Source organism: Prevotella sp. E13-17 (genome assembly GCF_022024035.1).
GTDB lineage: Bacteria > Bacteroidota > Bacteroidia > Bacteroidales > Bacteroidaceae > Prevotella.
On the sequence record NZ_CP091787.1, the window covers coordinates 2,641,932 to 2,668,798 of the forward strand.

Below are 26,867 nucleotides of genomic sequence, written 5' to 3' on the forward strand. Positions count from 1 at the left end.
CAAATCAAAGGCTACGCGATTTGGCAAGTTGTTTTTCAACATACTCGCGTGTCACATTAAACTTCTTAACATCCGTAGAAGGCACTTCAAACATAGCATCCGTCATCACGCCTTCAACGATAGAGCGCAAGCCACGGGCACCCAGTTTGTATTCTACGGCTTTATCCACGATATAGTCCAGTGCTTCCTCATCGAAGGTCAGTTCGATGCCATCCATCTTAAACAGCTTGACATACTGCTTGACGATAGAGTTCTTCGGTTCCACCAGAATTTTTCTCAGCGCTTCGCGATCCAGCGGGTTCAGATAAGTCAGCACTGGCAGACGACCAATAATCTCTGGAATCAGTCCAAACGACTTCAAGTCTTGTGGCTGCACATAGCGCATCAAGTCGTCCTTATCAATTTTACGCACGTTCTGCACCGAGTTATAACCGACCGTATGGGTGTTCATGCGCTGAGCGATCTTTCGTTCGATGCCGTCGAAGGCGCCACCGCAGATAAACAGAATATTGCGTGTATCCACATGGATATAGTCCTGATCGGGATGTTTGCGCCCGCCCTTGGGTGGCACGTTCACCACTGTACCCTCCAGCAACTTCAGCAAGCCCTGTTGCACGCCCTCACCGCTCACATCGCGCGTGATGCTGGGATTGTCGCTCTTGCGGGCTATCTTGTCTATCTCGTCGATAAACACGATACCACGCTCGGCTGCACTCACGTTGTAGTTGGCCACCTGCAACAGTCTGCTCAGGATGCTCTCCACATCCTCGCCCACATAACCGGCTTCGGTCAGTACCGTGGCATCAACAATCGTGAAAGGCACATCCAGCAGTCGGGCTATCGTACGGGCCATCAGTGTCTTACCAGTACCCGTAGAACCCACCATGATGATGTTCGACTTCTCAATCTCCACGCCGTCATCATCGGCCTTAGGCTGTTGCAAACGTTTATAATGGTTATAGACGGCTACCGACAGGAAGCGCTTAGCCTCGTCCTGACCAATGATATACTGGTCCAGATAGGCCTTAATCTCTACCGGTTTTGGCACAGAACCCTTGGGGGTATATTCACTTTGCTTACCATTAGCGCCACCAATAATGCCAGCCTCCTGAAGAATCTGATATGCCTGCTCCGCACAGTGCTCACAGATGTTAACTCCTCCAATACCAGATATCAGCAACTTTACGTCCTTGTCCGAACGACCGCAGAAATCACACTGTCTCTTCTTCATTTCTTCACCAATACCTGATCAATCATGCCATATTCCTTTGCCTCTTCTGCCGTCATCCAGTAGTTGCGGTCTGAGTCTTTCCACACCTTGTCATAGTCGGTGTGAGAATGGTCTGCAATGATTGTATAGAGTTCTTTCTTCAGTTTCTGAATCTCACGGGCCTCAATCTCGATGTCGGAAGCCTGGCCCTGCACACCGCCCAGAGGCTGATGGATCATCACACGGCTGTGGGTCAGCGCCGAGCGCTTTCCTTCCTGACCAGCCACCAACAGCACTGCAGCCATCGAGGCAGCCATTCCAGTACAGATAGTAGCCACATCACTCGAGATGAACTGCATCGTGTCGTAGATGCCAAGACCTGCATACACGCTGCCACCAGGCGAATTAATATAGAGGTTGATATCCTTGCCGGGATCTGTTGCGTCGAGATAGAGCAACTGAGCCTGCAGCACATTGGCTGTATAGTCGTTGACCTCGGTACCTAGGAAGATGACACGATCCATCATCAGACGGGAAAAGACATCCATCTGCGTCACGTTCAGCTGTCGCTCCTCCAAGATATAAGGGTTCATGTACTGTGCTTGTTTCTTTGCTACGTCATCTAATACCAGTCCGTTCAATCCCAAATGCTGGGTTGCATATTTTCTAAAATCATTCATAGTTTTTCTTTTCTTTTGTGCTTTCTAAATACAAAATTACGAAAAAAAGTCGAGATGCAATACATCCCGACTTTATTTTTTGGTTAAAGAATTATAATATCCTTATCTTATGCTTCCTGCATCATTTTATTGAACTCGTCAAGCGTCACTTCCTTCTCGTTCAACTTGACAGTACCCTTCAGAGCGGCTGTCAGTTTCACGTCAACAGCACGGTCAACGAAGTTCTCAATGTTCTCGCGCTTCTTCAGCTGCTCGGCAGCATAGTTCTCCAGCACGTCCTCAGGCACGTTGGTCATGCCATACTGAGCGAACTGAGCACGGATGGCATCCTTAGCAACGTTCTTCAGGTCGTCGTCTTCCACCTTGATGCCTGCAGCGCTTACCAGTTGCTCCTTGATCAGGTGCCACTTCAGCTCGTCGATAGAAGCCTTGAAGTTCTTCTCTACGAACTCTGCGCCCTTATCCTTATTATTATTCAGCATCACGCGCTTCAGGATGGCCTCGGGGAACTGCAGGTCGCCCACCTTCTTCTCAGCGTGCTTACGTACGTCGAGCAGGAACTTATAGTCGCTGTTAGCCACCAGCTGGCCCTTCAGGCTGTCGGCAATGCGCTGACGGAAGTCAGCCTCGTCCTTCACACCCTCGCCGAATACGCGCTCGAAGAGCTTAGCGTCAACAGCGGCAGGCTGGAAGTGACGGATCTCAGTCACCTGGAAGCTGAAGTCAGCATCCATATCCTTGATAGCCTCTTTGTCGGTCTTCAGCAGGGCAGCCACCTCAGCGTCGTTGTCGGGATAGGCCTTCTTAGGATTGAAGACAATGATGTCGCCGGGCTTGCAACCCTCGAACTTTTTCTTCTCGTCCTCGCCCTTGATGTAGCTGGGCATAATCATGCCACCCTCAGTGGTGATGCCACCCTCGAGTGTGTTGCCCTCAGCATCCAGCTGACGCAGGTCACCCTTCAGTGTGTCGTTGCCGCTCCACTCCTGAGCCTCAACAAACTCGCCGGCCTGTGATGCGTACATCTGTACCTGATCGTCAATCAGCTTATCGTCAACCTTGATGGTGTAGTAATCAATCTTATCTTTGCCGTTCAGTGCCACCTTGAACTCAGGAGCTACTGCGATATCAAACACAAACTCGAAAGGTCCGTCGCCCTCGAGATTCTGGGGCTGCTGCTTCTCCTCGTTGGGAAGGGGCTCGCCCAGCATCTGAATCTTATTCTCGCGGATATACTCATAGAGCTTCTCGCCCAAGATGCGGTTTACCTCGTCAACCTTCACGGCTGTACCATACTGCTTCTTAATCAGTCCCATAGGAACCATACCAGGACGGAAACCAGGCACCTGAGCCTTCTTACGGTAGTCCTTCAACTTCTTGTCCACTGCCTCCTGGTAGTCTGCCTTCTCAATGGCAATGGTCATCAAGCCATTGATTTTATCGGCACTTTCAAACTTAATATTCATTCTTATATACCTTATTTAATTATATATTTCGTTTTGAGCGTGCAAAATTACTCATAATTGTCGTAAAATCATCACAATTACGATTTTTTAACGAATGACCGTCATTCATCTTCATCGGCACTCATGCGCTCTGCCTCCAACTTCTGGAAGTCTTTCTGGCGCAGCACAAACGAGTCGGTGAGGTAGTTTTTACGCACAATCTGATTGGCCGCCAGTTCTTCTGGTGTGCCATGAAACAAGATGCGTCCTTCGAAGAGCAGATAGGCTCGATCCGTGATACACAGGGTGTCTTCCACGTTGTGGTCGGTAATCAGGATGCCAATATTGCGGTCTTTCAGCTTCCAGACGATGAACTGAATATCTTCAACAGCGATGGGGTCCACACCGGCAAAGGGTTCGTCGAGCATGATGAACTTGGGTTCGATGGCCAGACAGCGGGCTATCTCGCAGCGGCGGCGCTCGCCACCACTGAGCTGGTCGCCCAGATTCTTGCGCACCTTCTGCAGACGGAACTCCTTGATCAGACTCTCCAACTTCTCCAGTTGGTAGTCGCGTGGCTTGCCCGTCATCTCAAGCACCGACAGGATGTTGTCCTCCACCGACATCTTGCGAAACACCGATGCCTCCTGAGCCAGATAGCCGATGCCCGCCTGCGCACGCTTATAGACAGGATCTTTGGTCACCTCATGGTCGCCCAGATAGATATGTCCGTCGTTGGGCACCACCAGGCCGGTTGTCATATAAAACGAGGTCGTCTTTCCGGCACCGTTAGGTCCCAGCAGTCCCACAATCTCGCCCTGCTTCACGTCGAAGTTCACACCGTTCACCACGGTGCGCTTGCCATATCTCTTCACCAGTCCTTCGGCTCTGAGTACAATGCTTTCTTCTGCCATAGTGCTAAAATTTTGTTGCAAAGGTACGAAATTAAATTCACATTGCTCCAATATTAAATAAAATTTGTACCTTTGCATCCGACTACAAACATTGATTCAATGATTATTCATTCATATCTGACAACCTTCGGACGTTACCTGATGCTGATGGGACGCACTTTCTCCGTACCCGAGCGTTTCCGCATGTTCTGGAAGCAATACGTCAAGGAAATGGAGCAATTGGGCATCAATTCCATTGGCATCGTGCTGCTCATCTCGTTCTTCATCGGTGCCGTCATCTGCATTCAGATGAAGCTGAACATCGAGAGCCCCTGGATGCCCCGCTGGGTGGCTGGCTATACCACGCGCGAAATTATGCTGCTGGAGTTCTCGTCGTCTATCATGTGTCTGATTCTGGCAGGCAAGGTTGGCTCTAACATCGCCTCTGAGCTGGGCACCATGCGCGTCACCCAACAGATTGATGCACTCGACATCATGGGCATCAACTCGGCCTGTTATCTCATCCTTCCTAAGATTCTGGGCATGCTCACCATCATGCCTTTCCTGGTCATCTTCTCGTCGGCCATGGGCATTGGGGGTGCTTACGGCACCGCTTTCATCGGACATATCATGACGCCCGACGACCTGACGCTGGGCCTGCAGCACGACTTTATCCCTTGGTTTTTGTGGATGTCTATCATCAAAAGTCAGTTTTTTGCCTTCATCATCTCCAGCGTGCCCGCCTACTATGGCTACACCGTTGAAGGTGGTTCGGTAAATGTGGGCAAGGCATCGACCGATGCGGTCGTAGCATCCAGCATGCTCATTCTGTTTAGTGATGTATTCTTAACCCAGTTGCTGTCATGATAGAAGTCAAGAATCTCTGTAAGTCTTTCGACGAGAAGCAAGTTTTAAAGGGCATCAGCACCGTCTTTGAGGATGGTAAAACCAACCTGATCATCGGTCAGAGTGGCAGTGGCAAGACCGTGCTTATCAAGAACTTGGTGGGACTCCTTGAGCCTACCAGCGGACAGATCCTATACGACGGGCGCGACTTTGTACGCATGTCGAAGGAAGAGAAGGTGATGATGCGCCGTGAGATGGGCATGATCTTCCAGAGTGCAGCCCTCTTCGACTCGCTCACCGTGCTCGAGAATGTCATGTTTCCGTTGGATATGTTCTCGTCAATGACACTACGCGAGCGCAAGAAGCGCGCCATGGATTGCTTGGACCGCGTCAACCTCATTGGGGCCGAAGACAAATATCCTGGCGAGATCAGTGGTGGCATGCAGAAGCGTGTGGCCATTGCGCGTGCCATCTCGATGAACCCTAAGTATCTGTTCTGCGACGAGCCTAACTCGGGTCTTGACCCAAAGACCTCGCTGGTCATCGACGACCTGCTTCACAGCATCACACAGGAGTTCAAGATGACTACCATCATCAACACCCACGACATGAACTCCGTGATGGGCATTGGCGAAAACATCGTGTTCATCTACGAAGGCCACAAGGAGTGGCAGGGCGTCAGCAGCGACATCATGCACAGCACTAACCAGAAGCTCACCGACTTTATCTTTGCTAGTGACTTGCTGAAAGATATGCGTGCAGCCATTCTTAAGAACGAATAAAGGTCGTCTCTCCCACCCGTTCAGCCACTATTAGCACGCAAAAGTTACGCTTTTCAACTCCAATCTTTCAACTATTGCAAATCGAAAGTACCCCTTTCAGCTTGCAATAGTTATACTTTTGGTGTTCATCTAAAGTCTAGAAAGGCCATTTCTAGAGTCTAGAAACGGTCATTCTAAAGTCTAAAAGCACTAGTTCTAAAGTCTAGAAACGCCACTTTTAAAGTCTAGAATCAAAACAATAGTTTCTGTTCTAGCCCCTAGAATGGTCACTTCTAGCCCCTGGATGGGCTGCTTCTAGGGGCTAGAAGTAGTCCTTCTAGGGGCTAGGAACGTCTCATCCAGGGGCTAGAATGACATCAAAAGTAAAGCTATGACAAGACAAAAGTAAAGCTATAACAAGACAAAAGCAGAACTATGACGCTGCAAAACTGCCCCCTTGGATTCATCTTTGCCATTTACGTAACATATGATACTTCTTCTCGGAGAGATAACCAGTCAGTTTCACTTCCGCATCAGTCAGTACGTTCTTTGGCATTCTTCTCTTCCATTTGACTATCTTATACTTCAAGTTCGTCTTGGCTCTGACAACAAAAGCAGTCAAATGTATTTGGCTGCAAAATCACAAAATCAAGTCCGTTTCATTTTTAAAAAAAAACTACCTAATAGACTGAATTTCAATCATTTCAAAGATCGATTAGTCCACTTTAACGGGACAGTAGTGAAATAAGTTAGTTTCTCAGGAAAGAGGAACTTTTTTTGCCCGTTAACTATAAGGATTAGTAATGTTTTTCAGTTCGGTCTGTTTTTCCTTTTTTTCAGAACAATATTACTGAGGACATCTAGAAAATACGCCTATCTTAGCAGCGGAAAAGTCAATGACCCCTAGGCTAAGGGGCTGCGAAGGAAATATTACCAGACTAACTGTATAGTATTAACTAAAAACATTTTAATTATGAGAAAGACATTTCTACTTTTAGCAATGGGTCTTGCCGCCAGTACCGGCATGAAAGCCCAGACACTGCCTGAAGGCATGGAGATGCTTACACCTGAGGGTGTGACAGTAACCACAATGACCGACCGTTCCTTTGACAAGTCGAAGAATATTGTCATTTCCGGCAGTGCACAAGCTGGATGGAAGGTATTCTTCACTGCCAAGGAAGATACTCACGGCGATGAGCTATGGGTGTCGGACGGAACGCCTGACGGCACGAAGATGGTGAAAGACATCTACCCTGGCGCCGTCAGCTCGAACGTGCAGTACATCACCCGTTTCAACGACAAAGTGGTGTTCCAGGCCACGGGCAACGACGAGGACGGCTGTGAGCTGTGGATATCGGACGGCACAGAGGCCGGCACCTACATGCTGATGGACATCAACGAGATTGGCGACTCCAACCCTGCCGGTTTCACGCAGGTGAACGAGAAACAGTTCATCTTCGGTGCCATCGACTTCGAGAGTATGACCTACGGTAACGAGGAACAGCGCTGGCTGTGGGTAAGTGACGGTACCGCCGAGGGCACTAAGCTGCTGAAGGACTGTTGGGTGAAATATCCTGGCACGCACACGACTAACGACCAGTACCACTTCTGCCGCGTAGGTCGCAAGGTGTTCTTCAAGGGCGACACGAAGGACGGTGAGTTCACCGAGACGCTGTGGGTGACCGACGGCACCGAGGCAGGTACCATCATGCTGGGCGACATCAATACGACCATCGTCGACGAGACCACGGGGCAGACCAACAGTGCCCAGATAGACTGGATGACGAACGTGAACAACCAGTGGCTCTTCTTCAAGGCTGTGTCGGAAGAATACGGTTCGGAGCCGTGGTACTCTGACGGCACGCTCGAAGGCACCCGCATGATAGGCGACTTCACCGAGGGCGAGAATGCCAATGGCATCAAGAACGGTGACGGTGTGTTTACCACCTGTGTGATGGGCGACTATGTCTATTACCGCGGTATGTCGCCCGACAACTCGTATGGTATAGAGCTGATTCGTACCGACGGCACCAAGGAAGGCACCTCGCTGGTGATGGATATCAACAAGGTGCCCAACGAAACCGGCACCAATAGTGGTACGCCCGACGTGTTCCCCTACTGCGTCTTCGACGGCTATGTATGGGGTAAGGGCCAGTGGGGAGTAAACACCTCCTATGACTTCTGCCGTGGCCTGGAGATTTTCTATACCGACGGTACTCCCGAAGGCTCGGCCATGCACAGCGACCTGAACCCGGGAGTGGGTCCCGGCGCCCAGTGGGAGGGCACTGTCTGCGGCGGTTCGATGTATTTCCGCGGACAGAACCAAGTACCTAGCGGTTCACAGACCTGGGAGCTGTTCCGTCTGGACAACAAAGCCGACGAGATGCCTGTGCTGGTGATGGATTTGGCCGAGGGCATCGACTATGTGCACACGCTGCGCAACTTCAACAACGACCTCGTGTTCACCTCCGTGGCCTATCCGCGCCTGTTTAAGTACCACTATCGCAAGCCTGACTTCAATGCCGACAAGGACATGCCGTCCATGGAGCTCGACTTCGACGGTATGTCGAACGTCTATAATGGTCATGCCACGGCTATCCAGGCCGTCAAGGACAACGGCAAGGCCCTCGTCACCGTCAAGCGTGGCAGCGGTGCGCTGACACTTCAGACCACCGAGGGTGTCAACGGCTATCAGTTGTGTGATGTCTCCGGCCGTACCCTTGCCCGTGTGAAGCACGTAGGCACAGAGGTCGTCGTTCCTACCATCGGCATGACTCATGGTGTCTATGTCGTCAAGGTTGCTACACAGACAGGACGTGAAATCACCGTTAAGATAACGTTATGAAAAGACTTCTCAGCTTATGCTCATTGCTATGCATTGCCATGATAGCAATGGGACAGGGCCTGAAAGGTGTCGTCGTCGACGAGGCGACACAGGAGCCCCTGATGGGTGTCACCGTGGCGACCGAGAAAGGTCACACTGGCGCCATTACCAACATTGACGGTGAGTTCACCATCGCCGTCAGTGTTGGCACACCCCTGAAGGTGAGCTATATGGGCTATGCCACGCAGAGCGTGAAGGCCTCGGCCAACATGCGTATTGTCCTCAAGGAGACATCGCAGGAGCTGTCCGACGTGGTGGTCATCGGCTATGGTGTGCAGCGCAAGAGCGACATCACCGGTGCCATCTCCTCGGTCAGCGCCAAGGACCTCACCGCAGCCCCCGTCGCCAATACCGTGCAGGCCCTGGCTGGCCGTGCTGCCGGTGTGCAGGTGATGACCAACACCGGTGCCCCTGGCGGCAGTACCACCATCAAGATCCGTGGTACAGGCACTGTCAACGACTCTGACCCGCTGTACGTCGTCGACGGATTCATCGTCAACAGCATCGACCACCTGAACCCCTACGACATACAGAACGTAGAGGTGTTGAAGGATGCTGCCTCCAGCTCCATCTATGGTGCACGAAGTGCCAACGGTGTGGTGCTTATCACCACCAAGGGCGGTCAGTCGGGCAAGATGAAGGTCACCCTCGACACCTACTGGGGCATCTCCAACCCCTGGAAGGAAATCAAGGTGATGGGTGTGGAGGACTTCGCACTAATGCGCGACTACAACACCGGACTCAGCAACTACTCCTCCGACGGCCAGCTCTACTACAGCAAGGACGCCGAGGGCAACTATTATTTTGACGAAGGCAAGAAGCACCGTCTCGACTCCATCTCGGCCAACAGCCCCGACAGCTGGTGGAAGGCCGTCACCCGCACTGGCTTCAAGCACCAGTACAACCTCTCAGTCAGTGGAGGCACCGACAAGACCAAGTTCATGGTCAGCGGCAACTACTACGGCGAGAACGGTGTGGTGCGCACCTCCGACTATGAGCGTGTCTCGCTCCGCATGAACCTCACCAACAAGCTGACACGCTGGCTGTCGCTGCGCACCTCGCTGCTCTACACTTCCGACGACCGCTCGCTCGTTCCCGAGGGCCAGAACTCGGTGCTGAAGCGGGCCCTCAACCAGAGTCCCCTCGTCTGCACGTACAATACCAAGGGCTACTGGACTGAGGACCATCCGCTGGCACAGTTGGCCAGGAACCACAACCAGGCCAAGTCCAACCGTATCGATGCCAACATCGATCTCACAGCCAATATCAACAAGTACCTCACCTACCAGTTCAAGTTCTCCGACTACGCCAATTTCTACAACACCTATGGCTTTGGCGAGGTGGGCAAGCTGGAGGAGGAATTTGTCATTCCCGACGATATGACATCGGTGAATCGCGTGTCGAGAAAGACCAACAAGTGGGAAGTCAACAACCTGCTAACATTCCAGATGAAGACAGGAGCACACAATATCGGCATCACTGCCGGTCAGACAGCCGAGCAGCAGAGCATTGAGAATATCTCGGCCTCGAAGCAGGGCACCTCGTCGAACGAGGAGAACCTGCGCTACCTCTCGGCCGCCTTCTTCGGCGACCGCACCTCGGGAGGACTCACCGAGTGGTCGGCCCTGGGATACCTGGGACGTGTGAACTACAGCTTCAATGACACCTATCTGCTACAGGTCAACTTCCGTGCCGACGCCTCGTCGAAGTTCCACAAGAACGAGCGCTGGGGCTATTTCCCCTCGGCATCCGTAGGATGGCGCTTCTTCAACGAGCCCTTCATGGAGTCGCTCAAGTGGCTCAGCAACGGTAAGCTGCGTCTCGGATGGGGTATTCTGGGTAACAACCGCATTGGCGACTATGCCCGCTACACCATACTGAACAACGACCTGAACTATTCCTATGGCACCGGTGCCCACGTCACCCAGTCGGGTGTCGCTGCCACCTCGATGGGCAACGACCATATCAAGTGGGAGAAGACCAAGTCGTACAACATCGGTCTCGACCTCGGCTTCCTCGGCAACCGGCTGACAGCCAGCTTCGAGCTCTATACCAAGCGCACCGACGACATGCTGCTCAATGTTCCCGTCACCAATGCCGCAGGCCTGGTGACGGCACCAATGGTCAATGCCGGTTCGGTAGATAACAAGGGACTCGAGATTCAGATGGCCTGGAAAGACCAGGTGGGCAAGGACTTCCGTTACGATGTGGGCTTTAACATTTCGTTCAATAAGAACAAAGTGGTGTCCCTGGGCACTGGCAACGAGCCCGTCTATGGTGCCTACCTCAATGAGAACAGCATCCTGAACTATGTCACCAAGACCGAGGTGGGCCGGCCTATCGCCTGCTTCTTCGGCTATGTCACCGACGGCATCTTCCAGAATATGGACGAGATTGAGCACTCTGCCCAGAACGACGGTGTCACCAAGCCCGGCGACTTCCGTTTCAAGGACCTGAACAACGACGGAAAGATTGACTCCGAAGACCGCACCTATCTGGGTTCGCCCCATCCCGACTTCACCTTCGGCGTGCCCATGACCTTCGGCTACAAGGACTTGGAACTCACCGTGTTCCTACAGGGACAGGTAGGCAACGACATCTTCAATGTCATGGAGTACTACCTCAACTCCAATCACGGCACAGGCAACGTCTACAGCGACCTGCGACAGAACCACTGGGCTGGCGACTACGTGGCCAACCGTTTCTTCTGGCCCGCCAACCCCACGGCCTCCGTGCCCGACCTGCGCCAGGCCGACAACTCCAAGAACTACCGTGCTAGCGACTTCTACGTCAAGGACGGCTCATACCTCCGACTGAAGGACATACGACTGACGTACACCGTGCCACGACAGCTCGTCGACAAGCTCCACCTCACAGGACTGCAGGCCTACATCTCGGCCTACAACCTGCTGACCTTCACCAAGTACAACGGACTGGATCCCGAGGTAGGCCGCAACAGCGGTTCGGAGTCCAACAACCTCTACATGGGAGTCGATCACGGTAACTATCCTCAGGCACGAAACTTCACCTTCGGTCTGAACCTGACGTTCTGAGAAATGTAAAAATTTTAAATACCAATAATGTAAATGACTCGACGATTATGAAAAGAATAAAACCATTTATATTTTGTAATTTTTACATTGTAGTGGCAGCACTGTTGTTCACCTCCTGTAGCGACTTCCTCGAGAAGGAGGTGCAGGGAGCCTCTACCCCCGACAGCTTCTATAAGACGAAATACGAGCTGCAGGAAGGGCTCAATGCCGTCTATGACATATTGCAGAGCAACCAGTTCACCAACTGCGCATGGATTTTCGGCGAGGCCTGCGGCGATGATGTCGTAGGAACCGACGAGAACGGCACGTCGCAGATAGCCGAACTGGTGAACTTCCGCTTCGATACCTCCAACGATTGGCTGTTGCGTCGCTATCAGATCATGTATCGTGGCATCAACCGTGCCAACCAGCTCATCTCACATATCAACAGTGTGAAGTTCTCCAGCGACGATGCCAGCAACTACACCACGGTGCAGGCCATCCTCGGTCAGGCCAAGTTCCTGCGTGCCTACTTCTACTTCGAGCTCGTCCGCACCTTCGGCGGTGTGCCCATCCGTCCTGAGACCGAGGACATCAACCACCTCACCATTCCCCGCTCCAGCAAGGAGGAAGTCTATGCCTATATAGAAAAGGATTTGCGCGAGGCTGCCTGTATGCTAGATGCCAAATATACCGATGCCTCCAGTGGCAAGGTGGGCTGCGGAGCCTGTGTGGCCCTGCTGATGAAGGTGCTGATGTACGAGGCTACGCCTGGCGAGCATTCCGACAAATGGGAGGAGATGGCCCTGCTCGGCGACTATTTCATCACCGGACGTACGCTCACCTACCGTGACATCCTGCACCTCGACCAGTACGACGAGACCTGGGACCAGCTGATGCGCCGCTTGTGGTTCAAGCCACGCGAGAAACTGCTCTCAGGCGAGGTCTATACCACCGAGGACACCGCCCTGCCTGCCCTAGCCAACATCTATTCGCTGGTGTCGAAGTCCAGCTACGACGGCTCCACGCTCCATTACCGTGACCTGTATTATCAGGCTGGCGAGTTCTGCTCGCGCTCGGTCTTTGAGATCGTCTTCAAGGAGAGTGCCACAGGCAAGAGCGACGATGACAACGAGGGTATGGGCATCATGAACGACCTGTTCTGGAACCGCCTCTGGGCCTCCACCTCGTTCCGCAATGCCGTGGCCAACGACCCGCGCCGCGATGTTATCATCCTGCTCCATGCCAGTGCCACCTTCGACAACGAGCGTCTGGAGGTGCCCGCCACACGCTATGGGTGCATGAAATGGTACACGCCCAAGAACGAGCGTCCGCTGGACGAGAACGACAATGCCAAGAACCGCCGTGTCATCATCTACTCTGATGTGGTGCTGATGTATGCCGAGGCCCTCAACGAGGTTGGTCGCCGCGAGGAGGCACTCACCCAGCTGAACAGAGTGAAGGCAGTAGCCAACGAGATCACCAATGTCTCCACGCTCTACACTGCCGGCACCTATCTCGAGATGCGTTCACAGATATGGACCGAGCGTCGCATAGAGCTCTGCCATCTGTGGGACCGCTATTTTGACATCGTGCGTCAGGGACGTGCTGCCACCATCCTCCACAACCTGGCTTCCGAGCAGGTGTGGGGACGTGGAAAGAACTACATCGAGGGCATACACGAGCTGTTCCCTATCCCTCAGACCGAGGTCGATGTCACCAATGGTGTCGTTGAACAAAATCCAGGTTACTAACATTTACACATCTATGAAGAAATATCTAAATATCGTCTGTTTGACACTTGTCGCTGCCCTGTTTGCTGCCTGCAGCGACGAGGAGGTGCTGATGCCCACAGCCGACTTCACTGTTTCGGCCACCGACGTAGGCATTAACCAGACCGTCACTTTCGCCTTTACAGGCAGCAATGCCGTTCAGGCAGTGGTGTTCCCGGGTGATGCAGGCCACGACTGGGACCTGGTCAACCAGGGCAGCACTGGTCTTGTCATGAGCAAGGGCGTAGCCACTTATGCCTATCCCACTGCAGGTGTCTATACCGCCACTATCGTAGCCACCAACTACGACAAGGAAGGGCGCGAGAGCAAGATGGCTGTTGCCAAGGTCACCATCACCGTGACCGATGATAACAACCAGCTCAGGTCGGTCATCCTGCAGAAGGATCTTTACAACAAGGAAATGGCAGCCGAGATAGGCGACGACTACGTGCTGGTGGCCATGCCCTACAAGGTGAGGGTCAACAACCGCGATGTTGCCGTCAAGGCCAATGCACAGCGTCTGGGCATTACGGCCATGTCGCCCAATGCCACTATCGACATCAGTGGTGAGCCCTATTCCGACAAGACGAAGTACGACCTCACCGCCTCACCGACCATTGGCGTCACAGCAGCCTCCGGTCTGGTAAAGACCTATCAGGTCTATACACTCAGCTATCCTGTGTTCGAGACGTTCTCCATTGACGGTGTCGCAGGTACGACGACCTATTCAGCCTATAGCTACGACAAGACCTTTGTCAGCGTGACACTGCCCTCAGGCACCGACCTGACCCGCCTGAAGCCAGTCTTCAGTTCGGCTGATGCCCTAAGTGTAAGCATCGATGGCCAACCGCAGACTTCGGGCGTGTCTGAGGTGGATTTCTCCCAGACCGTCACCTACACACTGACCAACCAACTGGCAGACCATCCCGAATGCAGATGCGAGAGCCAGGTAGTGGTGGAAGTGACTGTTAAATAAACACAAATCTTTGTCATGCCGTGGCCTTTAGTGCCATGGCATGACTATTTTTGCATTCAAAACTAAACAACTATTGCTCTATGCGACGACTGATCCTTCTGCTTACCATAGCCTCAGTGGCTGTATGTGCCCAACCCTTAGTTCCGCGTGCAGCCTACAATCAGCCCATTCTGTTTTCGCATCTCACCACGGGCAACGGACTGCTGCAAAGCCATATCACCTGCATCCTGCAAGACCGCCGCGGACTCATCTGGTTTGGCACCCGCAACGGACTCTACCGTTACAACGGCTACGACTTCCAGCCATTCCTGCGCAACATCAACGACAGCACGTCGCTGCCCGACAACTTCATCCGCTCACTCTGTCAGGACCGTCAGGGCCGCATCTGGATAGGCACCGACAAGGGCGTGTGCCGCTACCGTACCGAAAGCAACGATTTCCTGCGCTATGGCGGCATGACAGGACAGGTACATTCCATCGTTCAGCATGCCGACGGCAATATCTACTGCTCGTCGGGAATTCTCTACGTCATCGACACCAGCCGACAGCAGCTCGTAGCAGTCACCATGCCCGACGGGCAGACAGTCATCAAAGGAGCTAATGTGCTGGCTGCCGACCGCAACGCACTGCTATGGGTAGGGGGGCGCCAGGGACTGCATGCCTACAGGCCGCAAGGCAAGAGCCGGCTGACCGAGGTGTCGCTCAGGAATGCCGAGGAAAGACTCGACACCGACTTCATCACCGCACTCTACTGCGATGACCACGATCATATATGGGCAGGAAAGAACGGACGCGACCTGATAAGCTACGACCAGTCCACTGGAGCCGTCAGCCACTACGAGACAGGTACGCCCATGAACAACAATGTAGTGCGTGCCATAGATGCCGACCGTCAGGGACGCATCTGGGTGGGCACCGAGCGCGGCCTTGTCATCATCAGTCCCGACGGACATACCGAGGCCCTCAGACAAGACTATGCCAACCCCTTCTCGCTGAGCGACAACGCCGTCTACTCCATTCTGTGCGACAACGATGACAACGTGTGGATAGGCACCTACTTCGGAGGCGTAAACCTTTATAGCAGTGCATCGACACGCATCAAGTACTATGCTCCGGGTAACCAACCTGGACAGTTGGGAGGAAAAGCCGTCAGACAAATGGCCGAAGAACCACCCCAACGGCTGTGGATAGCCACCGAGGACGGCGGACTCAACCTGCTGGACCGCACCAGCGACAATATCAGCCGCGTCAACATCAGTGGCATGTCGTCGGACAACATCCACTCGCTGATTATCGACAACCACCGCAACCTATGGATAGGAACGTTCATGGGCGGACTGACACGCTACAATCTTGACACCCATGATGCCTATACCTACGACAGGCACAACTCACCACTGGCAGAGAACAACATCTTTGCCCTCTGCACCGATCGCGACAGCGACCTGTGGATAGGAACCACCAACGGACTCTATCATTACGACAACGCATCGCAGCAGATAGAACCCATACACCAGCAGCCCCTCGACCATGCCTTCGTCTTCCACCTGGACAGCGACAAGGACGGCATCGTATGGGTTGGCACGCGATACAACGGACTCATCAGCTACGACAAGACGACGGGAACAACCCACCACTACAAGGCAGGATCTGCCCCGGGACAGATCACCGACGGCTACATCACCACACTTCTCGTCACACGTAGCGGACAGCTCTGGGTAGGTACCAACAACGGCGGACTCTTTCTCAAAAAGGAGAACGCCTCCTTCGAGTCCATGATACGCAGCGGCGTGCTGGCCGAACTGTGCATCTACGGCCTCACCGAGTCGGCTGACGGGAACCTGTGGATAACGGCTGGTAAGAGCATCTATCGGCTCGATCCCGAAAGTCGGACGGCAACCATGCTCAGCGAAGGCGACGACCTGCCCACAGGCCATTTCAACTACACCTCCGCGCTCTGTGACTCACAGGGCACGCTCTGGTTCGGAGCGGTTGACGGACTCGTGTCCTTCCGGCCAGAGCAAGTGATGTCCGAGCCTACCTTTCCACCAGTACAGTTCCTGCCACTGACACTCGACGCCGACAAGGAGTGCGACATAGATGCGCTCGATTGCATCACGCTCAGTTACGACGAGGCCGCCACCATCGGCATAGCTTTCGCGGCCATACAGCCTGCCCATACGCAGGGAATTGTCTATGAAGTGAAGATGGAAGGCCTGGGCAGCGAATGGCAGTACGTAGGCACCCAACGTAAGCTATACTATTCGCACCTCCCCTCGGGGCGTTATGTCTTTTCTGTTCGCGCCTCTTCTACACGCGGCGTCTTCTCTGATAGTAACATACGCTCTATTACCATCATCATCCGTCCGCCGTTCTATGCAACATGGTGGGCTTACACGGCCTACGCCCTCCTCCTCGGTGCCTTCCTCTGGTGGCTCTTCCGACACTATCGCCGCCGACAGCATGAAAAACGCATGGCCTATGAGATGCGTATCGAAAAAGAGAAACTGGAAAAGCTGGATCAGATGAAGCAGGCTTTCTTCACCGATATCTCGCACGAGTTCAAGACACCTCTCTCGCTCATTATTGCCCCTGCCCGCAAGCTGCTCCATGAAGTGAAAAGCGGAAAGTCAAAAGAGAACATTGAAACCATTCTGAAAGGCGCCGGCACCATGCAGTCGCTGCTCGACGAGCTGGTCGAGGCAGGAGGGCTGCGCGACATCCACCAACAGCTGAAGATGGTGTATGGCAATCCCCTTGCCCTTGTCAACGATGTGTCGAGCCGTTTCCAGCCCCTTGCCGACGAGAAGGGTATGGTTTACAACATTGAGATAGAGGACTGGGAGGCAGAAGGTTCCTATTCGCCCGAGGCAGTAGAGAAAATCGTAGCCAACCTGCTGTCCAATGCCTTCAAGTTCACACCACAGGGCGGTACTGTAGAGCTGTCTGCCACACTGAGTCCTCATGGCGAACTATGTATCACTGTCAGCGATACAGGCATAGGTATGGACGAGGAAACCGTGACACATATTTTCGAGAAATTCTACCAAGCCAATGCCGACGGCAACAAGTCACAGGGATGGGGCGTCGGCCTGGCCGTGACCAAAGGTCTGGTTGAAGCCCATGGAGGTATGATAACCGTGGAATCGGAACCTGGACGCGGGTCCGTATTCACCGCTACGTTGCAGATGCAACCTGCAGCCTCAGCCCTAAAGAATGCTGATGACGAGAAAACTGTGGTAGCGACAACTGGTGACGAGGTAGAGCCCCAGCACACTGATGAGGGACTCAGCACCGTGCTCTTGGTCGAGGACAACCCTGACATGCTGCGGTTCCTCACCAGCATCTTTGAAGGAGAATTCCAGTTGTTCACTGCCAATGACGGACAGCAGGCTCTCGACCAGATCAGGGCCGCTCATCTGCCAGATATCATCGTCAGTGATGTGATGATGCCTCGTCTCAGCGGTACCGAGCTGTGCCGTGCCGTAAAGAGCGATATACTGACGGCCCACATCCCCGTCATACTGCTGACGGCCAAGGGCGGCACCCTGGCCACACGCGAAGGCTATGAGCTGGGGGCCGATGCCTACATAGAGAAACCCTTCGACCCCGCCGTCCTACTGCTGCAGGTGAAGAACACCCTGAAGACGCGCGACAACAACCGCCGACTGTTCAACGAGTCGTCGACACTCGACATCAGCGTGATGGCCAACAACCGCTATGACGAGAAGCTGCTGCGCGATATCCGCAGTATCGTTGAGGAGAATATCGGTAACAGCGACTTCTGTGTGAACGATGTGTGCATGGGGGTGGGCGTGAGCCGTACGAAGCTGCATGTGAAACTGAAGAGTCTGATCAATATGTCTATTGGCGAATATATCCGTGAGACGCGTGTCAGGAAGGCGAAGGAGCTGCTACTTGCAGGACATACGCCCACCGACACTGCCTATGCCACGGGATTCTCAGACCCCAACTACTTTGCCAAGTGTTTCAAGAAGTCGACGGGACAGCTTCCACGTGAGTTCGTGGCCCAGCAACAGGCGAAAAAAAATGAAGACACAGGCGAAAAGTAGCGTTTCTGTCCACTCCCTAACATTATTCCCTGTATTAAGAACATTTTTCCCTGTGTATAGGGTATCATTATCGTAACTTTGCAAGCGAAAGGTATTTTAAAAAGGATCAGCACCATGAACTTGCGAACAATTATCTGGCCAGTGGTCGCGGCTGGCATGACAATACTGACCGCGACGGCCCAGCAGGGCTTTGTCAATCCCGTGCATAACATGCGTGACGGCTGCGTAGAACGTCATCGTGGCTATTTCTATATCATGGGTGAAGAGACGAAGGGCACCATCTCCAGATCAAAGGACATGGTGTCATGGTCCAATCCTGTGAAAGCGGTAACCACAGACGGTGCCACATGGCTGAACGACCCGCAGTGGACGCAGGCATATACTTATAAACAGGTGCAGGCGGGCGATCTGATCTACCGTAATGGTGTATGGCACAGCTACTTCAACGGCATTGGCCATTGCTACTGCGACGAACCGCAGGGCAACTATAAAGAGCAAACGCTGATGGAGCCCTTCGACGACTACGGCATTGATGTGCAGGTATTCCAGGACGAAGACGGTGAGATATACTGGGTGAAGAAGCGCAACCCTACCGACCCGCATCCCATGACACGTGCTGCCAGCAATATTGACGGGCCTGAGGTGTGGGCTTTCCGCATGAACTCGCCTTTCTCGCGCTGGGACATCACCGAGGGCAGAGTGCAGATGACTCACCAGCGCGGACACCCCACCAGCCTGAATCATATCAACTTCGAGGGTCCGGAGTTAGCGCGCTACCATGACAAATACTATATATTCTATGCTGTGAACCGCATGGGACCACGCTCGGGCATGTACCAGGTGGGGTGCGCCATCAGCGACCAGCCCATGAACTTCAACAACTCGAAGAAGCTGCCACATCCGGTGATCACCCGCAACACCGAACAGCAGCTCATTGACTATAAGCCCATCGCCCCTACGGCCGAGCATGGCGGTTGGGATGCACGGTACACCATGAGTCAGCCTTCGGGCAGCTGGACATCCGCCGACTATGACGACTCGTCATGGAAGCAAGGTCAGGGCGGTTTCGGCTATCAGGAGTTTGATTTATTTTCCGGAACGACGATGACCAATGCCAGGGTGCGTGCCCGCAAGACTTTCTGGAAGACCACCAATATCTACATACGGCGCACGTTCACACTCGATGAGGTGCCCTCGCACATGGGCATGAAACTGTGGGTGAACGGTACGGCGACCTTCTATATCAACGGTCACGACTTCAAGGTGACATCATCCAACAATACCTATTCCGTACGTATGATAGACCCGTCGTGGCTGAAGCCAGGAGAGAATATCGTGGCAGTGGCAGGTGTGAGTTCCAACACATCGAATACCAGCCAGCAGCTCATCGACTTCGGCTTCTACGACACGGGCGACGAGGATATGTATCCCGTGATGATCGGTCCGGCACAGCCCAACTTCACTGCCGGTCCCAACGGCTTTGAGCGGTGGATGGTTTACAAGTCTTATATCGAAGGGCAGCAGAAACAGAGTATCGATCGCATACACTTCTACGGCCAGGAACCCGTGGTGGAGTCTACAGTGAAAGGGTCGGCAGGCTACCATCCTGCACCGGCACAGCCCACCATGATCAACTATCTCGACTATGCGCTGTACTATCCGTTCCGTTTCCTGGGCGGATCGGAATGGAAGGTGGTCGATAAGGTGATGGCACCAACGGCTGCCACGGGCGGCGAGCTGCTGCTGCGAAAACCCGCCGAGGCCAACTACCGCTTCGAAGTGCCTCTGCGACTGCAGGGCAGCAACGACTGGGGCGGTGCCTATGCCTACTATAAGGATGAACAGAACTGGGTGCGCGTGGAGATAGGACGTGAAGGCAAGTGGCGACTGACCAACAGCATAGATGGAACAGTCACCACGGCTGAGAAGCCCCTGCCCGCCAAGTTCCGCTTCCTGGAAGACCACCCGTTGGTGGCTGGCTATGCCGAGCCATGGCACACACTGACCATATATAAAAACGTGGACCGGCTTCACGTGATGCTCGACGAGTTCAACCTGACCATTGGCGGCGATGCCGTGATAGGACACAGCGGCGCTGGAACAGTAGGACTGGTGGCCTCGTCGCCGACAGTGAGTTTTGATGCCATACAATATACAGCGGGCTGGGACGAATGGAACAGTCATGTGCTGGGCTGGACGCCCCAGGGTGGCACGTGGACAGTGGATGACGGCGGACTGTCGCAGCAGTCGACGGAAGCTGTCGAGGCCCTCGCACTGAAGGGCGACCCAGCATGGAACTATGAGTTCTCTGCCTATATGACTACCGACGGCCTGGCTACGGCTGGCGAGGCAGGCTTCTATCCTGTCTATGTCGATGGACAGAACTATGTGCGTGCTACCATCAATTACGGCAAGAAGGCACTGGACATCACATCGTGCGAACAGGGCATCGTGACCAGCCAGCAGACGGTTCCATTGAACCATAAGACCATGCGGCAGTATTCGTTCTCGACATCATCGGCCTATCCCACCAATTCGTACATCTACGAACTGCGTAATGAGACGGAGGTGTCGGGTATCGACGTGCTGTGGCTGGAAGGACCCTATCCCTACCTGAACCAGACATTCGACCTGCCCACAAAAGTGATTGTGATGGCAAGGGAAGGCAGTTCGTGGAAGCAAGTGGAGGCAACGCTGCAGGGCGAGCCGAAGCTGGGCGTGATGAACACCTACACGTTTGCACCGGTGAAGACCTCGGCAGTAAGACTGTACCTGACGCCCAAGTCGGGAACGCATGCACGTCCGTTCTGCATCTATGTACACGAAGACGTGGCAGCGGGCTATCACCTGAGGGCACGGCGTGAGCGCGACGGCGTGAGGATCATGGTTGACGGCCAGCTCATGGCCACGGTACAGGGCAACTGGCAGCCGTCGGTGCCCGCACTGGCAACGAAGGGCCTGGCCGCTCACTTCAACAACATGCTCTGCTACCAGACAGGGGGTGTCAGGGTGGAAAGCATCAGCATAGCCGAGACGGGGTGCACTGTAGGCAAAAGCCAGCAGCTGAAGGCCACCATCCTGCCTGCCGATGCCACTAACACGATGCTAAGCTGGGTAAGCAGCAACCCCGACGTGCTGTCAGTCGATGACAACGGCATCATCACCCGCCATGCCGAGGGGGCAGTTACCATCACTGCCCATGCTGCCGACGGTGGTTCGGCCAAGGGCAGCGTGGTCGTCGGCGATGCCACGAAGGTGGAGAGCGTGATGACTGTCCCCACTTGGCACAAGAGGGCACTGATCTACAATCTGGCAGGGCAGCGTACGGCGAAAAGAAAAGGGTTATTCATCATTGACGGGAAAAAAAACATTATAAAATGACAAGCAAAAAGACAACGCTATTCTTCAAGACTGGCATGCTGGCCGCCATGCTCATGGCATGGCCTGCGGCCTCGGCACCGACCATCGGCGACGCCCCCTACGGACAGGCACGCACCGCCGACCGCCATACGCGCCTGCCACTGGCCACGGAGCCCGTGATGGACTACTGGATGCGCGACACATGGATGACGCTGGGCCCCGACGGCTACTACTACATGACGGGCACGACGGCCGACCCCACAAGGGTATTTCCCGGTCAGACTCACTGCTGGGACTGGAACGACGGCATCTACGTGTTCCGCTCTAAGGACATGAAGGAGTGGACACCGTTGGGCCGCGTGTGGTCGCTCGACGACGACGGCACCTGGCAGCGTGAAGCCAAGGTGTTTGGGGAGGACGAACGCTACCCAAAACGCTCGCTCAACGGCGACGTGATGGACAACCGCTTCCGAGCTGTGTGGGCACCCGAGCTGCACTACCTGAAAAGTCAGAAGTGCTGGTTCATCGTGGCCTGCATGAACAACTCGAAGACGGGCGGCAAGGGCTCGTTTGTGCTCAGGAGCACGACGGGCGGCCCCGAGGGTCCCTACGTGAACATCGAGGCCAACGAGGAGGAACCGCTGTTCGACAATATCGACGGCTCGCTGTTTGAAGATGAAGACGGAACGGTCTATTTCATAGGCCACAACCACTATATAGCCAGGATGAAAGCCGACATGTCGGGGCTGGACGAACCGCTGCGCAGGATGCAGGAGATAGCCTATCATCCTGAACCCTACATCGAAGGGGCCTTCATCTGCAAGGAAGGGGGACGCTATCACCTGGTGCAGGCTATATGGTCGCACCGTCTCGACGACGGGACGGCCACCTACTGCCCCGCAGTAGATGACAACCGCACCCGCTACAGCTACGACTGCATCATCGCATCGGCCGACAATATCTATGGTCCATACGGGCCCCGCTATAACGCCATCACCGGCGGCGGGCACAACAACCTGTTCCGCGACAAGCAGGGGCAGTGGTGGGCCACCATCTTCTTCAATCCACGGGGCGCTCAGGCCAAGGAGTACAAACAGACATGCCGACCGGGCGTGGTGCCTATGAAGTTCAGAAAGGGACGTTTCGCCATCGACTATAAGAGAGTAACGAAAAAAACACAATGATATGAAGACAAACAAATGTTTTACCGCCGTAGTGCTGACAGCACTAATGGCCACAGGCATCCAGGCCCAGAACCATAGTGTGACCATCACCACGGCAAAGGCAAAGAAGGTGTCGCGCATGATCTATGGCTGGCACTATGAGGAGATAGGCAACATCGGCGAGGGCGGACTCTATGCCGAGATGGTACGCAACCGTGGTTTCGAGGAAGCCAACCTCCCCGGAGGACTTGTCATCGAGAACGGACAGTATAAGGACGTGCCCAATCCTGGGCACCCCAACAAGCGCGTCTATCAGATAGACCCGCTGGTGGGATGGGTTACCACACCGCTGTCCAACAGTCCCATACGCATCACCTGCACCGACCGACACCCGCTGAACGACCAGAACCCGCACTCGATGGCTGTCAACGTCATCAGCAACGACCTGGGGCGTGCCGCCATCCACAACCAGGGCTACAACGGCATGGCTTTCAAGCAGGGCGTGGCCTGCCGCCTGTCGTTCTATGCCCGTAGCGAGGGCTACGAGGGTACCGTCGCCTTCCGACTCTCCGACGAGGAGGGACGGGCCGTGTCGGAAGCTAAGTCGTTCACCATCGGGAAAGGCCAATGGACGAAATACGAGTGTGAACTCGTGCCGACAAAGAACATTGCTGCCGGCATGCTCACCATCGTTCCCTCGCAGCGCGGACGCTTCCAGTTAGACATGGTGTCGATGTTCCCGTCGGACACCTACGACGGCGGACGCTCAGTGTTCCGTGCCGACGTGCTGCAGAACCTCATCGACTACCGTCCCCACTTCCTGCGCTTCCCTGGCGGTTGCATCGTCCATGGCGTTAACGAGGAGACGATGTACCACTGGAAGAAGACCATCGGCGACATAGCCCAGAGGCCTGGACAGTGGTGCAAGTGGGAGCCCCACTACCGTACCGACGGACTGGGCTACCATGAGTTCTACGAGCTATGCGAATACATGGGCTGCGATGCCATGTATGTCACCCCGACGGGCATGGCCTGCACGGAATGGGTGCACCGCGACGACCAGCGTCATTTCTTACACAAGGAGACCGACGTGAACTATTATATCAACGACCTGCTCGACGCCATCGAATATGCCATAGGGCCTGTCGACAGCCGATGGGGAGCCGAGCGCGCCAAGAACGGACATCCCGAACCCTTCCCGCTGAAGTATGTCGAGATAGGCAACGAGGACTTCGGTCCTGTCTATTACGAGAAGTACCACCAGATCTACTCGGCAGTGAAGCAGCGCTATCCCCAGCTGCGCTTCATCGCCAACAGCCCGCTGGGCACCGAGGGCGAGAAAGAGCGTTTCATGGATGAGTTCATAGACAGGAGCGAGGTGGAAATCTATGACGAGCACTACTACAAGGACATTCCATGGGCCGTGAAAAATTTCCATAAGTACGATGTATACAAGCGGCGCGGCATTGACATCTTCATCGGTGAGCTGGGCATACAGAGCAACGGCGTGGGCGGACCGTCGGGCCGCTACCCGGGCAGCATCCTGGCCGAGGGCATCTTCAAGATGGGACTGGAGCGCAACGGCGACATGAACCCCATCATGGCCGACCGCCCACTGATGCGCAACTGGGAATCCATAGACCGCAACGACATGCAGCCGCTGATACTCAACAGCAGCACGGTGAGCGCCCGCACGTTCAATTACTATCTGTGCAAGATGCTGCGTGACAACCCCGTTGACCAGGTATTCGACGTGGCCAACAGTGAGGGCGAACAGACGCTCTTCGTCACCGCAGGTCGCGACCTGCAGCGCAAGCAGATGGTGGTGAAGATCATCAATCTGAGCGAACAGCCTCAGGCGTTTGAACTGAAAACCGACAAGAACTTCAAGAATCGCCAGACGGAAGTTCTGACCCTCACTGCCACACCCGACCAGCGGGTGACACCGCTGACGCCCGATGCTGTCAGCACAGTCACTACGACAACTACTGTCAGCAAGGGTGATAAGATTACCCTGCCCGGCAACGCATTCGTCATCTACAGAATAAGCCTATGAGAAAGAACACCACAACGGTGCTGGCGGCACTCGCGGCAGCAGTGCCCGCACTGGCACAGCAGGAGAAGCCTAACGTCATCGTCATCATGGCCGACGACCTGGGATGGGGCGACGTGAGTGCCTATGGCAACACTACCATCCACACACCCAACATCGACCGCCTGGCCACTGAGGGTGTCTGTCTGAATGACGGCCATGCCGCCTCGGCCACCTCTACACCATCGCGCTACGCCCTGTTTACGGGCATGTATCCGTGGAAGAACGAACAGGCGAAGATTCTGCCTGGCGATGCGCCGCTGCTCATCTCGCCCCAGCAGTTTACCATGCCCCGCATGTTCCAGCAGGCAGGCTATGCCACGGCTGCCGTGGGCAAATGGCACCTCGGCATGGGCATCGGCAAGATTGACTGGAACAGCCACATAGCCCCGGGGGCACGCGAGATAGGTTTTGACTACTCGTGCATCATCGCTGCCACCGTCGATCGTGTGCCGACGGTCTATGTGGAGAACGGCGACGTGGTGGGACGCGATGCCAACGATCCTATCTACGTGGACTACGACACGCCCTTCCCTGGCGAACCCACAGCGCTGACCAACCCCGAGCTGGTGAAGATGCAGTGGAGCCACGGTCACCAGAATACCGTCGTCAACGGCATTCCCCGCATCGGCTATATGAAAGGGGGCGAGCGGGCACGGTGGAAGGACGACGAGATGGCCCAGTATTTCCTTGACCGTTCCTGCTGGTTCATCGACTCGGTAAGCAGGCTGAACGAGCCCTTCTTCCTCTACTACGGCCTGCACCAGCCTCATGTGCCCCGCACGGCTGATCCACGCTTTGTAGGCTCCACGCAACTCGGTCCCCGAGGCGATGTGGTGGTCGAGGCCGACTGGTGCGTGGGACAGATTATCAAGAAGCTGGAAGAGAGCCATTTGCTGGATAACACGCTCATCGTTTTCACCTCCGACAACGGACCGGTGCTCGACGACGGCTATGAGGACGGCTCGCGCGATACCCGTTTCATGCACGACCCCAACGGCTCGCTGCGAGGGGGCAAGTACAGCCTCTTCGATGCCGGCACACGCGTTCCTTTCTTCGTCTATTGGAAAGGGCACACACGTCATGTCAACAGTCCGGTGCTCGTGTCACAGCAGGACCTGCTGGCATCGTTCGGACGACTGATCAACCAGCCCGTCCCCGACTCGCTCGACTCGAAGGACATGCTCGACACCTTCCTCGGACAGCGCATGAAGCACCGCGACGACCTCGTGGTGGAAGCCAGCGGACGACTGGCCTACCGCTGGCGTCAGTATGCACTGGTGCCGCCCTATCGTGGCCCTGAGACCAACGAGACGGGCAACGAGCTGGGTGTGGTCAGCGACTGGGCCCTCTACGACCTGCAGGCCGACCCTACGCAGCACACCGATCTCGCCCGCCAGAAGCCTGCCCTGCTCAGGCGGCTGAAGAAGAAATTCCTCCGGCAGGTCAGCGGCTACTATAATCCCGACCGCGAACAAGAAACGCTAAAGTAATGACAAACAGAACTCTCTTCTCACTCTTGGGGGGCGTCTACTGAGCACTGCCCCACTGTCGGGCCTGTACATCACAGGAGGAAAAAAAGTGGGCATAAAATGACTTTTGCCCATACGGTCTGAAGAATGAAACAATTTTCTTGAAAATAAAAACAAATTTACCATGACAGCCCTGTGAAATCACCTA

15 protein-coding genes and 1 pseudogene are annotated in these 26,867 nt (G+C 54.6%); 11 read left to right on the forward strand and 5 right to left on the reverse strand.

The features are described from left to right. Positions 1-4: 4 nt before the first annotated feature. The 4 genes from clpX to lptB form a co-directional block, all read right to left on the reverse strand. On the reverse strand, positions 5-1,231 hold the full coding sequence (gene clpX, locus L6472_RS10750) for an ATP-dependent Clp protease ATP-binding subunit ClpX (protein ID WP_237804965.1): 1,227 nt from the start codon (positions 1,229-1,231) through the stop codon (positions 5-7). Next, on the reverse strand, positions 1,228-1,890 hold the full coding sequence (gene clpP, locus L6472_RS10755) for an ATP-dependent Clp endopeptidase proteolytic subunit ClpP (protein WP_237804967.1): 663 nt from the start codon (positions 1,888-1,890) through the stop codon (positions 1,228-1,230). The genes clpX and clpP overlap by 4 nt, the downstream gene beginning before the upstream one ends. A gap of 107 nt (positions 1,891-1,997) precedes the next feature. Then, positions 1,998-3,356: a trigger factor gene (tig, locus tag L6472_RS10760; RefSeq protein ID WP_237804969.1), complete on the reverse strand. Its 1,359-nt coding sequence runs from the start codon at positions 3,354-3,356 to the stop codon at positions 1,998-2,000. 101 nt (positions 3,357-3,457) lie between these two features. Continuing rightward, on the reverse strand, positions 3,458-4,249 hold the full coding sequence (gene lptB, locus L6472_RS10765; RefSeq protein WP_237804971.1) for an LPS export ABC transporter ATP-binding protein: 792 nt from the start codon (positions 4,247-4,249) through the stop codon (positions 3,458-3,460). A 99-nt stretch (positions 4,250-4,348) separates the two neighbouring features. Between lptB and L6472_RS10770 the strand changes: the two genes are divergently transcribed. Then, on the forward strand, positions 4,349-5,095 hold the full coding sequence (locus L6472_RS10770) for an ABC transporter permease (RefSeq protein ID WP_237804973.1): 747 nt from the start codon (positions 4,349-4,351) through the stop codon (positions 5,093-5,095). After that, positions 5,092-5,856 carry an ABC transporter ATP-binding protein gene (locus L6472_RS10775; RefSeq protein WP_237804975.1) on the forward strand — a complete coding sequence of 255 codons (765 nt, stop codon included), beginning with the start codon at positions 5,092-5,094 and terminating at the stop codon, positions 5,854-5,856. The genes L6472_RS10770 and L6472_RS10775 overlap by 4 nt, the downstream gene beginning before the upstream one ends. A 469-nt stretch (positions 5,857-6,325) precedes the next feature. Here the strand turns inward: L6472_RS10775 and L6472_RS10780 are convergent. Beyond that, positions 6,326-6,448, reverse strand: a pseudogene (locus tag L6472_RS10780) (IS4 family transposase); the annotation flags it as partial. Between the two features lie 360 nt (positions 6,449-6,808). On the opposite strand from L6472_RS10780, the gene L6472_RS10785 reads away from it, so the two are divergent. The 9 genes from L6472_RS10785 (at position 6,809) to L6472_RS10825 (ending at position 26,680) form a co-directional block, all read left to right on the forward strand. Continuing rightward, positions 6,809-8,680 carry an ELWxxDGT repeat protein gene (locus tag L6472_RS10785; protein WP_237804977.1) on the forward strand — a complete coding sequence of 624 codons (1,872 nt, stop codon included), beginning with the start codon at positions 6,809-6,811 and terminating at the stop codon, positions 8,678-8,680. Then, complete coding sequence (locus tag L6472_RS10790) at positions 8,677-11,772, forward strand: TonB-dependent receptor (RefSeq protein ID WP_237804979.1); 3,096 nt, start codon at positions 8,677-8,679, stop codon at positions 11,770-11,772. Before L6472_RS10785 ends, L6472_RS10790 begins: the two co-directional genes overlap by 4 nt. Before the next feature lie 47 nt (positions 11,773-11,819). Further along, the gene (locus tag L6472_RS10795; RefSeq protein WP_237804981.1) at positions 11,820-13,505 is read left to right on the forward strand and encodes a RagB/SusD family nutrient uptake outer membrane protein; all 1,686 of its coding nucleotides are present in this window, start codon (positions 11,820-11,822) and stop codon (positions 13,503-13,505) included. 13 nt (positions 13,506-13,518) lie between these two features. Then, complete coding sequence (locus L6472_RS10800; protein WP_237804983.1) at positions 13,519-14,499, forward strand: DUF5017 domain-containing protein; 981 nt, start codon at positions 13,519-13,521, stop codon at positions 14,497-14,499. An 80-nt stretch (positions 14,500-14,579) separates the two neighbouring features. Next, positions 14,580-18,572 (forward strand): two-component regulator propeller domain-containing protein, encoded by a 3,993-nt coding sequence (locus tag L6472_RS10805; RefSeq protein ID WP_237804985.1) that lies wholly within the window; start codon positions 14,580-14,582, stop codon positions 18,570-18,572. 114 nt (positions 18,573-18,686) lie between these two features. Then, positions 18,687-21,953, forward strand: coding sequence for a family 43 glycosylhydrolase (locus L6472_RS10810; protein WP_237804987.1), 3,267 nt, complete (start codon positions 18,687-18,689; stop codon positions 21,951-21,953). Then, a complete protein-coding gene (locus L6472_RS10815; protein WP_237804989.1) occupies positions 21,950-23,116 on the forward strand; it encodes a family 43 glycosylhydrolase in 1,167 nt (388 codons plus the stop codon). The genes L6472_RS10810 and L6472_RS10815 overlap by 4 nt, the downstream gene beginning before the upstream one ends. 1 nt (position 23,117) lies before the next feature. Beyond that, on the forward strand, positions 23,118-25,151 hold the full coding sequence (locus tag L6472_RS10820; RefSeq protein WP_237804991.1) for an alpha-L-arabinofuranosidase C-terminal domain-containing protein: 2,034 nt from the start codon (positions 23,118-23,120) through the stop codon (positions 25,149-25,151). Further along, positions 25,148-26,680: a sulfatase-like hydrolase/transferase gene (locus L6472_RS10825; RefSeq protein ID WP_237804993.1), complete on the forward strand. Its 1,533-nt coding sequence runs from the start codon at positions 25,148-25,150 to the stop codon at positions 26,678-26,680. The genes L6472_RS10820 and L6472_RS10825 overlap by 4 nt, the downstream gene beginning before the upstream one ends. The last annotated feature ends 187 nt before the right edge of the window (positions 26,681-26,867 follow it).

Excerpts from the sequence above, each read along its gene's own strand:
- L6472_RS10820 (WP_237804991.1), top strand. The coding sequence starts at position 23,118 with ATGAAGACAAACAAATGTTTTACCGCCGTAGTGCTGACAGCACTAATG.
- L6472_RS10815 (WP_237804989.1), top strand. The coding sequence starts at position 21,950 with ATGACAAGCAAAAAGACAACGCTATTCTTCAAGACTGGCATGCTGGCC.
- L6472_RS10795 (WP_237804981.1), top strand. The coding sequence starts at position 11,820 with ATGAAAAGAATAAAACCATTTATATTTTGTAATTTTTACATTGTAGTG.
- clpX (WP_237804965.1), bottom strand. The coding sequence starts at position 1,231 with ATGAAGAAGAGACAGTGTGATTTCTGCGGTCGTTCGGACAAGGACGTA.
- lptB (WP_237804971.1), bottom strand. The coding sequence starts at position 4,249 with ATGGCAGAAGAAAGCATTGTACTCAGAGCCGAAGGACTGGTGAAGAGA.
- L6472_RS10770 (WP_237804973.1), top strand. The coding sequence starts at position 4,349 with ATGATTATTCATTCATATCTGACAACCTTCGGACGTTACCTGATGCTG.
- L6472_RS10790 (WP_237804979.1), top strand. The coding sequence starts at position 8,677 with ATGAAAAGACTTCTCAGCTTATGCTCATTGCTATGCATTGCCATGATA.
- clpP (WP_237804967.1), bottom strand. The coding sequence starts at position 1,890 with ATGAATGATTTTAGAAAATATGCAACCCAGCATTTGGGATTGAACGGA.
- L6472_RS10825 (WP_237804993.1), top strand. The coding sequence starts at position 25,148 with ATGAGAAAGAACACCACAACGGTGCTGGCGGCACTCGCGGCAGCAGTG.
- L6472_RS10785 (WP_237804977.1), top strand. The coding sequence starts at position 6,809 with ATGAGAAAGACATTTCTACTTTTAGCAATGGGTCTTGCCGCCAGTACC.
- L6472_RS10810 (WP_237804987.1), top strand. The coding sequence starts at position 18,687 with ATGAACTTGCGAACAATTATCTGGCCAGTGGTCGCGGCTGGCATGACA.
- L6472_RS10800 (WP_237804983.1), top strand. The coding sequence starts at position 13,519 with ATGAAGAAATATCTAAATATCGTCTGTTTGACACTTGTCGCTGCCCTG.
- tig (WP_237804969.1), bottom strand. The coding sequence starts at position 3,356 with ATGAATATTAAGTTTGAAAGTGCCGATAAAATCAATGGCTTGATGACC.
- L6472_RS10805 (WP_237804985.1), top strand. The coding sequence starts at position 14,580 with ATGCGACGACTGATCCTTCTGCTTACCATAGCCTCAGTGGCTGTATGT.
- L6472_RS10775 (WP_237804975.1), top strand. The coding sequence starts at position 5,092 with ATGATAGAAGTCAAGAATCTCTGTAAGTCTTTCGACGAGAAGCAAGTT.